The organism is Lactobacillus sp. UMNPBX19, assembly GCF_002553805.1.
Taxonomy (GTDB): Bacteria; Bacillota; Bacilli; order Lactobacillales; family Lactobacillaceae; genus Lactobacillus.
Genome location: NZ_PCYR01000001.1, coordinates 44,429 through 56,697, shown reverse-complemented (window position 1 = coordinate 56,697; position 12,269 = coordinate 44,429). Strand labels below are relative to the sequence as shown.

At 34.8% G+C, this 12,269-nt stretch carries 12 protein-coding genes; all 12 read left to right on the top strand.

The window, feature by feature from the left end; genetic code table 11:
- Positions 1–4: 4 nt before the first annotated feature.
- Entirely contained in the window at positions 5–793 is a 789-nt protein-coding gene (locus CP370_RS00290; RefSeq protein WP_087284137.1) for a DivIVA domain-containing protein, read from the top strand.
- A gap of 228 nt (positions 794–1,021) precedes the next feature.
- Complete coding sequence (ileS, locus tag CP370_RS00285; protein ID WP_087712865.1) at positions 1,022–3,808, top strand: isoleucine--tRNA ligase; 2,787 nt, start codon at positions 1,022–1,024, stop codon at positions 3,806–3,808.
- The gene (locus CP370_RS00280; protein WP_004894259.1) at positions 3,808–4,017 is read left to right on the top strand and encodes a cold-shock protein; all 210 of its coding nucleotides are present in this window, start codon (positions 3,808–3,810) and stop codon (positions 4,015–4,017) included. Before ileS ends, CP370_RS00280 begins: the two co-directional genes overlap by 1 nt.
- A gap of 13 nt (positions 4,018–4,030) precedes the next feature.
- Positions 4,031–4,594: an NUDIX hydrolase gene (locus tag CP370_RS00275; RefSeq protein WP_012846355.1), complete on the top strand. Its 564-nt coding sequence runs from the start codon at positions 4,031–4,033 to the stop codon at positions 4,592–4,594.
- Entirely contained in the window at positions 4,587–4,877 is a 291-nt protein-coding gene (locus tag CP370_RS00270) for a hypothetical protein (protein WP_087284146.1), read from the top strand. The genes CP370_RS00275 and CP370_RS00270 overlap by 8 nt, the downstream gene beginning before the upstream one ends.
- Before the next feature lie 15 nt (positions 4,878–4,892).
- Entirely contained in the window at positions 4,893–5,594 is a 702-nt protein-coding gene (locus tag CP370_RS00265) for a 5'-methylthioadenosine/adenosylhomocysteine nucleosidase (protein WP_087712866.1), read from the top strand.
- 101 nt (positions 5,595–5,695) lie between these two features.
- The gene (locus CP370_RS00260; RefSeq protein ID WP_087712867.1) at positions 5,696–6,850 is read left to right on the top strand and encodes a cysteine desulfurase family protein; all 1,155 of its coding nucleotides are present in this window, start codon (positions 5,696–5,698) and stop codon (positions 6,848–6,850) included.
- A 103-nt stretch (positions 6,851–6,953) separates the two neighbouring features.
- Positions 6,954–7,289, top strand: coding sequence for a DUF1831 domain-containing protein (locus tag CP370_RS00255; protein ID WP_011161851.1), 336 nt, complete (start codon positions 6,954–6,956; stop codon positions 7,287–7,289).
- A gap of 17 nt (positions 7,290–7,306) precedes the next feature.
- Positions 7,307–8,434, top strand: a complete 1,128-nt coding sequence (gene mnmA / locus CP370_RS00250; RefSeq protein WP_014567600.1) for a tRNA 2-thiouridine(34) synthase MnmA — start codon at positions 7,307–7,309, stop codon at positions 8,432–8,434.
- Between the two features lie 103 nt (positions 8,435–8,537).
- Positions 8,538–9,197, top strand: a complete 660-nt coding sequence (locus CP370_RS00245) for a histidine phosphatase family protein (protein WP_004894281.1) — start codon at positions 8,538–8,540, stop codon at positions 9,195–9,197.
- Between the two features lies 1 nt (position 9,198).
- On the top strand, positions 9,199–9,843 hold the full coding sequence (locus CP370_RS00240) for a lipopolysaccharide assembly protein LapB (RefSeq protein WP_087712868.1): 645 nt from the start codon (positions 9,199–9,201) through the stop codon (positions 9,841–9,843).
- Entirely contained in the window at positions 9,830–12,205 is a 2,376-nt protein-coding gene (locus CP370_RS00235) for an ATP-dependent RecD-like DNA helicase (protein ID WP_012846348.1), read from the top strand. The genes CP370_RS00240 and CP370_RS00235 overlap by 14 nt, the downstream gene beginning before the upstream one ends.
- Positions 12,206–12,269: the final 64 nt, after the last annotated feature.

Genomic DNA, 12,269 nt, shown 5'->3' with positions numbered 1-12,269 from the left:
TAATATGACATTAACGCCAATGGATATCCATAATAAGGAGTTTAGTACAAAACTTCGTGGATATGATTCCAAGCAGGTAGATGGTTTTTTAGATCGAATTGTTGATGCATATGGGGATGCACTCGATCAAATTGTTGATTTGAAAAATGAAAATGTTGAACTAAAGAAAAAAGTAGATAAATTTGAAAAGGTTAAAGATTCGATTAATGAGTCTTTAATTTCAGCACAAGAAAATGCTGAAGAAATTAAAAAAAGAACAAATAAAGAAGCACAAGAAATTATTCAAAAAGCTAACCAAGACGCTGATGAAATAGTTAATAAAGCTCGAGATGAGGGTGAGAAAAAAAGAGCTGACCTTCAAAAACAATATGATACCTTAAATCATGATTATGAGTTACTTAAGGCAAAAGTAGAAGATTTTAGAGAAGCAGTTCAAGGAATGTTAAAAGATCAGATCAAAGAATTAAATGATTCTGATTGGCAATATTACCTAGATAAATACTATGGCCGCTCCCGCTTATATCCAGCTGACGGTTCACAACCACTTGAGGATGATCCTATTCCAGATGGTCCGGTAGATGATGAAGTACCAGCTGAAGAAACTACTTCTGCTATTTCAGAGGTTGACAATAATACAGTAAATGAAGTAAACTCTGTTCAAGAAAAGGAAGATAATACTGAACTCTTAGATGGAGAAAACTCTGTTAAGGAAAGTATGCATGCTACAGAAGAAAGTTCTGAGCGTCGTGATGCCCCAGTAATTATTTTTCCTGATGATGTAAAAGATAATTAAAATTTAAGTCGACAGTAACAACAAGTAGATACCTTAGCGAGTTAGTGATGGTGAAAGACTAACAACTTTCGAAAGTTAATCAGCTGCCAATTGACTTAAACGTTTTCTGTACGATACACAGAGAATAAGTGGAATAGGGTAAAGTGTATCCTATTCAATTTAGGTGGTACCACGAGAAGCTTCGTCCTATTTGGGATGAAGCTTTTTTTGATTAAGAAAGGATTTTTTATGAGAGTCAAAGATACATTGAATTTAGGTAAAACTAAATTTAAAATGCGCGGTAATCTTCCAGTTCGTGAAGCTGAATGGCAAAAAGAATGGGAAGAAAATAAATTATATGAACAAAGATTAAAACTTAATGAAGGCAAACCACGTTTTGACCTTCATGATGGTCCTCCATTTGCTAATGGTAATATTCACATAGGACACTCCTTAAATAAGATCTCGAAGGATATTATCGTTCGTTTTAAAAATATGAATGGTTATTATGCTCCTTATGTTCCTGGATGGGATACTCATGGACTTCCAGTTGAACAACAATTAGCCAAAAAGGGCGTTGACCGTAAAACAATGGATCGGGCTAAATATAGAGAACTTTGTCGCCAGTTTGCGGAAGAACAAGTTCAAAAACAAATGGCCGACTTCAAACGCTTAGGAGTAATGGCTGATTGGGATCATCCTTACATTACCTTACAACCAAAATTTGAAGCTGAAGAAATTAGAGTCTTCGGTGAAATGTTTAAAAAAGGTTATATCTATAAGGGTAAGAAACCTGTTTACTGGTCCTGGTCAAGTGAATCCACTTTAGCTGAAGCTGAAGTTGAATATCATGACATTAAATCACCAAGAATCTACGTTGCTTTTCCAATTAAAGATGGAAAGGGTATTCTAGATTCAGATACCTCACTAGTAATCTGGACTACTACTCCTTGGACTATTCCAAGTAATGTCGGAATTACTGTAAATCCTAAATTTGATTATTCAGTAGTTGAAGTTAATGGCAAAAAGTACGTCATCGGTTCACAACGTCTTTCAGCAGTTGCTGAAGATTTAGGTTGGAAAGATTATAAGGTTGTTAAGACCCTAAAGGGTACCGACTTTGATAGAATGACTTACCAACATCCACTATACGATGTAACTGGGTTGGTAATGAATGATACTTATGTTACTGCTGATGATGGTACTGGACTAGTTCATAACGCTACTGGTTTTGGTGAAGATGACTACAATGTAGGTCGTCGCTATGGCTTACCAGTATTTAGTCCAATGGATGCACAAGGTAGATTTACTAAAGAAGTGCCTGATCCAGACTTAGTGGGAATGTTTTATGATGATGCTAATAAAGTTGTTGCCGATAAGCTTGAAAAAGCTGGCGCACTCTTAAAGCTTAGTTTCTTTACTCACTCATACCCACACGACTGGCGTACTAAGAAACCTGTTATTTACCGTGCAACTACTCAATGGTTTGCTTCAATTGACAAATTTAGAGATCAAATTTTAGCAGAAATTGAAAAAGCTAATTTCATCCCTACATGGGGTAAGACTCGTCTTTACAATATGATTAAAGATCGTGGTGATTGGGTAATTTCTCGTCAACGTGCATGGGGTGTACCACTTCCAATTTTCTATGCAGAAGACGATACTCCAATTGTTACTCCAGAAACTATTGAACATGTTGCTCAAATCTTTGAAAAAGAAGGTTCTAATGCTTGGTACACTCATACTGCAGAAGAACTACTTCCAGAAGGATTTAAGTCAGAACATTCACCAAATGGTAAGTTTAGAAAAGAAACTGATATCTTAGATGTTTGGTTTGATTCTGGTTCTTCTTGGGCTGGTGTAATGCAAGAGCGTGATGGTTTAGGTTTCCCAGCAGATTTATATCTTGAAGGTAGTGACCAATACCGTGGTTGGTTTAACTCAAGTTTAATTACTTCAGTTGCTGTAACTGGTAAAGCTCCATATAAGCAAGTTTTATCTCAAGGTTTTGTTTTAGATGACAAGGGACACAAGATGTCTAAGTCATTAGGCAATGTAATTTCACCTAATGATGTAATCAAGCAAATGGGTGCAGAAATCATTCGTTTATGGGTTGCCGGAGCAGATACTACTTCTGATGTAGCAGTTTCTCAAGATATTTTACGTCAATCTGCTGAAAGCTACCGTAAGATTAGAAATACTATGCGTTTCATGCTTGCTAATACTTCTGACTTTGATCCTAAGGAAGATGCAATTGCTTATCCAGATATGTCTGGTGTAGATCAATATATGGAAATCAAGTTAAATCGCTTGATTGAAGAGGCAATTGAAGCATACAATAAGTTTGATTTTAATAGTGTTTATAAGAAAGTATTTAGCTTCATTTCTAATGATTTATCTGCCTTTTACTTAGACTTTGCTAAGGACATTCTTTACATTGATGCTGAAGACAGTGAAACTCGTCGTTCAATGCAAACTGTAATTTACGATGTTTTAGTTAAGCTAACTAAATTGATGACACCAATCCTTCCACATACTATGGAAGAAGTTTGGGGTTATCTCAAGGAACCAGAAGATTACGTTCAACTTGCTAATATGCCAGAAGTAGACCATTTTGCTAATGAGGATGAAGTTTTAGCAGATTGGAATGCCTTTATGAAAGTTCGTTCAGATGTGTTGAAGGCACTTGAGGAAGCACGTAATGCTAAGGTAATTGGTAAGTCATTTGAAGCACACGTTACTCTCTACCCAACTGAAGAAACGAAGGCACTTCTCAATAAATTAAACGCTAATATCAGACAAATTTTGATTGTTTCTGATTTAACTATTAGTGATGAAGAAGCACCTGAAAATGCTGAAAAATTGCCAACTGCATCCATTGTAGTGGAACACGCTGCTGGTGAAGTTTGTCCAAGATGTCGTCGTACTACAACCGATGTTGGTAGTGACCCACGTTTCCCAGAATTATGTGCGCGCTGTGCAGCTATCGTTGCTGAAAACTTTCCTGAAGCAGAAAAAGAAGGTTTAGAAAAATAATGCGTAAAGGTACTGTTAAACAATTTGATCCAAACTCTGCGTATGGATTTATTGAGGATGATTTAACTCATTCATCTTACTTTGTTTTTTATAAGTCAATTAAAGAAGAAGGTTATAAAAAACTGAACGTAGGTCAAAGAGTTCGTTATCAATTAGCGCAAGGAAAAAAGGGTCTACAATGTATCAACGTTTATGTTGATCATGACTAAAAGGAGAAATTAAGTGAATCTGAGAGAAACTGAAATCTCAAATAAACCTATTTTCGAGGGTAAACTTATTGATTTAAATGTTGAAACTATTAGTTTACCTAATGGAAAAACAGCTACTCGTGAGATAGTTAAGCATCCTGATGCTAGTGCTGCAATTGCCATCAATGATGAGAAAAAAATGCTTCTTGTAAAGCAATGGCGTGAACCCATTAAACAATTAACTTTGGAGATTCCTGCGGGTTTAGTTGATGAGACAGACGCTTCGCCTCTTGATGCAATGAAAAGAGAGCTGAATGAAGAGGGTGGCTACAAAGCCGAGTATTGGGAAAAGGTAAGTGAATTCTATACATCTGTTGGTTTTTGTGATGAAAAAATTCATTTATTCTATTGTGATACTTTGTCAAAAATTGAAAATAAACGTCCTCTTGATGAAGATGAATTTTTAACTCAAGAATGGTACAGTCTGCCAGAATTAAAGCAGTTAATTGCTTCTGGAGAAATTATGGATGCAAAAACTGTAATGGCAATTACATTTTGGGAAAATATGATTTTAACAGGAAATCAAAGTAATGACTGAAAAACGAGCAGATTATCGTAAAAAACAACAAAAAGAAAAAGTAAGCAAAATTTTCGATAATTTTAAACGATTGAAGAGAGATAGGAATCAAACTGATGCAAGTGATCAAAAAGTTGAGGTTCAAGATTCTTCAAAATTTGAATCAAGAGAGGATCTCGCAAATCGTGCTTTAAAAGAAAAGCGTGAAGATAAGGTTGATCGTTTAAAAAAGCGTCTAAACTATGCCATTTTGATTGTTGTTGTTTTGATAGTTATAGTTTTGTTCGCTTTGTTTAAACTTTAGATTTAGAGGTAAAAAATGAAAATCGCAATTATTGTCCCAATGGAAGAAGAAGCAGAATTCTATAAAAAGCATTTTAAGTCTGAAAATAAAGAAGTCTTTGGCACAACTGAATTTGATCATTTTTCAGTAAATGGAAATGACATTTACTTAGGATTAAGTGGAATCGGTAAAGTTAATGCAGCTATGAATTTGACCAGCCTGTTAACTAAAGAAGATATTGACGTGATTTTTATGACTGGCTCTGCTGGATCACTACAAGAAGATGTAAAGAGAAAAGATTTAATTTTACCTAATAAGTTTATGTACTATGATGCTCATAATACTAGTGCAGGTAACTACGTGGAAGGTCAAATTCCACAAGAGCCTGCAGGCTATACCCTAGATAATTCCTTCCGTGCAAAATTTGCAGCATATTTGAAGGAACACGATATTCCTTTTAAAGAAGGATTGATTGTAACTGGAGATAGTTTTATTGCTTCTGAAGCACAAAAGGATGAGATTAAAAAGAATTTCTCTAACGCATTGGGAGTAGAAATGGAAGGAGCTGCTTTTGCACAAGTAGCTAGACATTTTAATACTCCATTGGTTGCAATTCGTGCTATTTCAGATAATGGAGATGCTAATGCTGACAATGACTTTGATAAATTCGTCAAGGAAGTTGGAGCAAAAGCTGCAAGTATAATTGCATCCTATCTTGAAGAAACGGTTTTAGATTAAACTATTGATAGACTAAGTTCATCGTAACTTAGTCTATTTTTATGTTAAAATAAAAGAGCCACTTCCAAAATGTAAGGAAAGTAAAGAGGTTATAAGATAATATGACTAGGAAAAATGTATACTTAGATAACGCGGCAACTACGCCAATGGATCCAAAAGTTATTGAAAAAATTAGTAGTGAAATGGCTGATGATTTTGGCAACGCTTCTAGTCAACACGCATTTGGTCGTAAGGCACGTCATGTAGTTGAAACAGCTCGTCATCAACTAGCAGAAACAATTAATGCCCAAGATAAGGAAATAATTTTTACTAGTGGTGGCTCTGAAAGCAATAATACTGCTATTTTTGGTACAGTACGTTCTAGAAAAGATATTGGTAAAAAAATTATTACTACTAAAATTGAGCATCCTTCTGTCCTAAATCCTATGAAACGCTTAGCTCAAGAAGGATACGAAATTGTCTATCTTGATGTCGATGAAACCGGCCATATTAATTTAAACGACTTGAAGAGAGAGCTAACACCAGATACAATCTTAGTTTCTATTATGGCAGTTAATAATGAAGTTGGATCAATTATGCCGTTAAAAGAAATTGGTGAATTAGTAAAAGATTCTAATGCATATTTTCATGTAGACGACGTACAAGGCTTCGGAAATATTGAGATTGATGTTAAAGAAATGAACATCGACTTATTATCAACTTCTGCCCATAAAGTTAATGGACCAAAGTTTTTAGGTTTTCTTTATGAAAAAGATGGTCTAAAAGTAAGTAATCTACTTTTAGGAGGTGAACAAGAAACTAAACGCCGTCCAGGAACGGAAAATGTACCAGGTATTGCTGGCTTTGGTATAGCTGCTCAAGAACTAAATGAAATGGATAAGCAGAAGCTGCAAGAGAAGTACCAAAACTTTCAAAAAATAATTTTGGATGAACTTGATAAAAATCAAATTGATTATGAAATTAATGGTACTCTTGAAGGCGAAGTATCCCATCACGTTTTGAACTTATGGTTAAAAGGAGTAGGTACTTACTCGGCTCTAACTAATTTAGACTTAAGTGGATATGCTGTTTCCGGTGGTTCTGCCTGTACAGCGGGTTCTCTTACTCCTTCACATGTATTACAGGCAATGTATGGAGAAGATTCACCAAGAATTGCAGAATCAATTAGAATTAGCTTTGGTAGATTTAATACTGAAGAAGAAATTCAAGAATTTGCATCAGATTTAGTTAAGATGTGCAAGCGTATAGCTAAATAGTAAAATTATTTTTTTGAGAATTTGTCTTAAGGTATAATAATAGTAAAATCATATACTTGACACTTACAAAAAATAAGATAATAATATTGAGAGTGATATTTTTATGGCAAATACAGTAATTATTAACGGCGATAATCGTAAATTTACGATTAATCCTGAAATTAAGCGTTATGCATTGATTGATGCAGGTTTCACAAAAACTAAAAGAGGTAATTTTATGTATAAGCATCCCTTATATAATGAGTCCCCTTATAATGCTACCTGTCAATTAAAGCTAACAATTAATGAAGATTTAGATCATTTAACAATGGTAGTTACAGATACTAATGGTTTACAAAAGGTTAATATTTTTAAGAATAAACAACTAGCGCCAATGGTTGAACTGCTTAACTTCATTTTAAAGGATCTTGAAGATCGCCAAATTATTGCACCTTGCTAAAAGGAGAAAAGGATAAAATGGTAGATAACAGCAAAATTAGAGTCGTTGTTGGTATGAGTGGTGGAGTTGATTCTTCAGTTTCTGCACTTTTACTCAAACAACAAGGCTTTGATGTTGTCGGCGTCTTCATGAAGAATTGGGATGATACTGATGATTCCGGAGTTTGTACGGCAACTGAGGATTACGAAGATGTAAAAAAAGTTGCAGATGAAATCGGTATTCCTTACTATTCTATTAACTTTGAAAAGGATTACTGGGAGCGCGTATTTGAATATTTCTTGGATGAATATAAAAAGGGCAGAACTCCAAATCCTGATGTAATGTGTAATAAAGAAATAAAATTTAAATCTTTCTTAGATTTCGCAATGGATTTAGATGCGGATTATATTGCAATGGGTCACTATGCAGCAACAAGAGTTGACGACAACGGTGTTGTTCATATGATGCGTCCAAAGGATGGCAATAAGGATCAAACTTACTTTTTAAGCCAACTTTCACAAGATCAATTGAAGAAGGTAATTTTCCCACTTGCTAATTTAACTAAGCCACAAGTGCGTGAAATTGCTATTGCTTCAGGTCTAGCAACTGCTAAAAAGAAGGATTCTACAGGAATTTGTTTCATCGGTGAACGTAACTTTAGAAAGTTCTTGAGTGAATTTTTACCAGCTCAATCAGGAAAAATGGTTACTCCAGATGGAAAAGTTGTTGGTGAGCATGCTGGTTTAATGTACTACACTATTGGTCAAAGATCCGGCCTTGGTTTAGGTTCAACTAAGGAATCAACTGATCCATGGTTTGTAGTAGGTAAGGACCTAAAGAAGAATGAGCTAATTGTTGAGCAAGGTTATGACAGTAAGCTTTTATATGCTACTAGTTTAGATGCAAGCGGTGTATCATTCTTTACAGGCCAACCAGATCACGACGTTGATTTGAAGTGTACTGCTAAGTTTAGATATCGCCAACCTGATGTTGGTGTAACTATGCACTACCGTGCAAAGGATAATACAGTTCATGTTGAGTTTGATGAGCCAGCACGTGCTGTTACTCCTGGACAAGCTATTGTGTTCTACAATGGTGAAGAGTGCTTAGGTGGAGCTACAATTGACCGTGCATACCAAAATGAAAAGCAATTACAACTAGTATAGTTTAGAAGAAGTCTCTTTTGAGGCTTCTTTTTTATTTTTATAAACTGTTATTTTCTCCTCTTAAAACTTATAATAGTAATAAAAGTGGAGGGATAAGCAAATTATGCAATTATATTTTGTAAGACATGGAAAAACAAAATGGAACTTAGAAGGACGCTATCAAGGTGGTAGTGGTAATTCACCTCTTTTGCCTGAAAGTTACGAAGATATCAAAAAATTAGCTGGATACTTAAAAGGAACAAAGTTTAGAGCTTTTTATTCTAGTCCTTTACAGCGCGCATTAACAACTGCAGTAATGCTTAGAGATGATATGGGAATTACTGTACCAGTCATTGTTGACGACCGTTTAAAAGAGTTCAATTTAGGGGATCTGGAAGGAATGAAATTTGTTGATGCTGAAAGTAAATATCCAGATCAAATAAAAGCATTTCGGTATTTTCCTGATCGTTATGATCCATCAACTTTCCATGGTGAAAATTTTGACCATATGATAGAACGTGGAAAGAAATTGATTGCTGATATTGTAAAAAGATATCCTAACAAGGATGATAAAGTATTATTAGTAAGTCATGGAGCTGCCTTGTGTGCCTTAATTAGAACTCTAGAGGGGTACGATATTGCCGATATTAGAAAGCGCGGCGGCTTAACTAATACAAGTCTTACCATTCTTGATACAGAAGATCGTGGAAAGACTTTTGATGAAGTAGCGTGGAATGAAACAAGCTACCTAGATCGAAAAATTACTAGTAGGGATACAATTTAAAATGGATAAAAAGATAGCCAACTTATATGGTGCTGGTAATGTAGATAAAGCTATACATTTATTAATTGAAAAGATAAACAAGCATCCCCAGGATATTGAGAATTATTTGCAACTTTCAACTTATTTAATTGAACAAAATGCTGCTGATCAGGCGCTAGAACTGTTAGAAAAGGCTCGTGGCCTTGTTAAGCATCCTGAAGATCTAACCTATAACATTGCTGTCTGCTACTACATGCAAGGAGATTTTGCCAAGTCACTTACGTTGCTTAGCTCCATTGCAGATGATGAAGAGACAATGTATCAAAAAGCTTTGATCTTTATGAAATTAGGGCAGTATCAAAAGGCACTAGCCTATGCCTTAACTTTAAAGAATCAGGATGAACGAACTTTAGAATTAATTGGTGATATTTGGCTTAGTTTGGGTGATTTAAAATCTGCAAATCAAACTTATAAGAAAATTTCAGAAGACCAGAGAAATGCAAAAGTTAATTTTTTATTGGGGTTAACTTTATTTGATACTGATCCTGATGAAGCAGAAAAATATTTTAAATTATCAAAAAATCAAGATCCCAAATATTTTGCTCAAGCACAAAAGCAATATAATGCGGTAGCAAAATTGATTAGAGGTAAAAATGGCAGAAACTAGTTTTACTGGACGAATAAATGGAATTGTTTTTGAAAACAATCAAGATCTTTTCAAGATTATTGATGTAGATTTAATCAGTAAATTACCTGATTACGATCGTGATAATATCCGAGTAACTGGAAATTTTGGGGATATTCAAATTGGATCAACCTATAAATTTACCGGTAATATTGTTGTACACGAAAAATTTGGTAAACAATTTCGTATAAGTTCTTATGAACCAGTTTTGCCTCATGAAGAGGGTAGTTTAGCTAAATACCTTAGTTCTGATAAGTTTCCTGGAATTGGTAAGAGGGCTGCTGAAAAGATCATTGATAGTTTAGGAACAAATGCTTTAGATCTGATTAAGTCGAATCCAACCGAAATTGACAATCTTGATTTAACTCAAAAGCAAAAGGATAGCTTATTATCTGGAATCAATCAAATGGATTCTTTTTCAGAGATTGTAATTAAGCTGGCTAGATATGGGATTAACAAAAAAGTAGCTGGTAATATTTATAAAGTATATCATGGTGATTCCTTGAAGAAATTGGAGGAAGACCCTTACCAAGCTCTGGGTGAAGTTCGTGGCTTTGGTTTTAAAACTGCAGATAATATGGGACGGCTACTAGGAATTGAACTAAATGATCCTAGGAGAGTTAGAGGAGCACTTCTAAGTATTTTACAGACTGCGCTTAATACCTTGGGAGATACCTATGTTGCACTTGATGAATTATTAACACAAGCTTATGATTTAGTTCAATCTACCTCTTATGATGAGCTTGCTAATAGTGTTAATGAACTTCAAAGGCAAGGAAAAGTTGTTGTTTCAGGTGATAAGGCAGCTTTGCAGACAATTTTTCAAACTGAACTTGATATAGCAACTGAATTAAAACATGTAGTTAATAATCAAGTCGAAAAAGAAGAATTTGATGATAGCGATATTGAAAAAGCAATAAAACATGTCGAAGAAACACTTGAAATTGAATATGATGATACTCAAAAAAATGCAATTAAAAACGCGCTAAATAATCCAATCTCGATTCTTACTGGTGGTCCTGGTACTGGTAAAACGACAATTATCAATGGAATTTTAATGTGTTTAAAGGAACTTGCGGAAATTCCAAGTGCAGCTTTGTATAGCGATGATCCACCATTTTTACTTGCTGCACCAACGGGTCGAGCAGCCAAACGAATGAGCGAGGTTACAGATATTTCAGCAAAAACCATTCACCGTTTATTAGGGTTAGGCATTGGTGAAAATGATGCAACTGATGTAAACGAATTAAACGGTGAGATCTTAATTATTGATGAAATGTCTATGGTTGATATGTTTCTCTTTAAACAGCTTTTATCCGGTATTAATTCAACAAAGAGGATAGTTTTTGTTGGGGACAAAGACCAGCTCCCTTCAGTTGGAGCGGGGAATGTTTTTAGTGATTTGATAAGTTCAGGAGCATTTCCCACGACACGATTGCAAGTGATTCATAGACAGGGAGAAGACTCCTCGATTATTAAGTTGGCCCATGCAATTAATGATGAAGAAGCAGAAGAGACTATTTTTAATAAAACTAAAAACTATTCCTTTATTCCATGTCAACCAAGCTTGGTGGGGGATGCAATCGATCAAATCGTAAATTTGGCTATTAAACGTGGTTTCAAAAAGGATGATGTTCAAGTTCTGGGAGCAATGTACAACGGTCAAGGTGGAATTACTCACTTGAATGATATTTTGCAGGATGTGATGAATCCACTATCAGCAAAAACTAAAGTAATTGAAGCTCACAATGAAAGTTTTAGAATCGGGGACCGAATTTTACAATTACAAAATAATCCAGAAAAAGATATTTATAATGGTCAAATTGGTAAAATTATTGGCCTTAATCCTGATGATAAGGCCAAAATATTAATTGCTGATTTTGATGGTCGTGAAATAGAATTTGGTATTAAAGACTTAAATGATATTACCCGTGCGTATGCCATTACCATCCATAAGTCCCAAGGATCAGAATTTCCGTTAGTAATTTTAAACCTTACGATGCAAAATTATATGATGTTGAGGCGGAATTTGTTATATACTGCCATTACTCGTGCCGAAAAAAACCTAGTTATGGTAGGAGAAAAAAAGGCATATATTATGGCATTGCGTACTCCAGGTAATGACCGTAAGACTGAGTTAGCAGCTAAAATTAGGCATGAGTTAGGTTTAAAAGAAGTTGAAAATACTTCAAATGTAAATGCGGAACAAGAAAAAACTAAAACTGAAGTTAAAGAGGAAAATGTTGAGCCAGAAGATTATGTTTTGACTCCTGAGCTAATTTATTCTGGACAGATTGATCCAATGATTGGAATGGAAGATATTAAATTAGAAGAAAAAAGATAGCAAAATAGCCAGCTCATTATGAGCTGGCTATTTGTCGTTTATTGCAAAAGATCAAAATGATCCA

Coding starts and splice junctions, on each gene's coding strand:
- CP370_RS00290 (WP_087284137.1), top strand. CDS start 5: ATGACATTAACGCCAATGGATATCCATAATAAGGAGTTTAGTACAAAA.
- ileS (WP_087712865.1), top strand. CDS start 1,022: ATGAGAGTCAAAGATACATTGAATTTAGGTAAAACTAAATTTAAAATG.
- CP370_RS00280 (WP_004894259.1), top strand. CDS start 3,808: ATGCGTAAAGGTACTGTTAAACAATTTGATCCAAACTCTGCGTATGGA.
- CP370_RS00270 (WP_087284146.1), top strand. CDS start 4,587: ATGACTGAAAAACGAGCAGATTATCGTAAAAAACAACAAAAAGAAAAA.
- CP370_RS00265 (WP_087712866.1), top strand. CDS start 4,893: ATGAAAATCGCAATTATTGTCCCAATGGAAGAAGAAGCAGAATTCTAT.
- CP370_RS00260 (WP_087712867.1), top strand. CDS start 5,696: ATGACTAGGAAAAATGTATACTTAGATAACGCGGCAACTACGCCAATG.
- CP370_RS00255 (WP_011161851.1), top strand. CDS start 6,954: ATGGCAAATACAGTAATTATTAACGGCGATAATCGTAAATTTACGATT.
- mnmA (WP_014567600.1), top strand. CDS start 7,307: ATGGTAGATAACAGCAAAATTAGAGTCGTTGTTGGTATGAGTGGTGGA.
- CP370_RS00245 (WP_004894281.1), top strand. CDS start 8,538: ATGCAATTATATTTTGTAAGACATGGAAAAACAAAATGGAACTTAGAA.
- CP370_RS00240 (WP_087712868.1), top strand. CDS start 9,199: ATGGATAAAAAGATAGCCAACTTATATGGTGCTGGTAATGTAGATAAA.
- CP370_RS00235 (WP_012846348.1), top strand. CDS start 9,830: ATGGCAGAAACTAGTTTTACTGGACGAATAAATGGAATTGTTTTTGAA.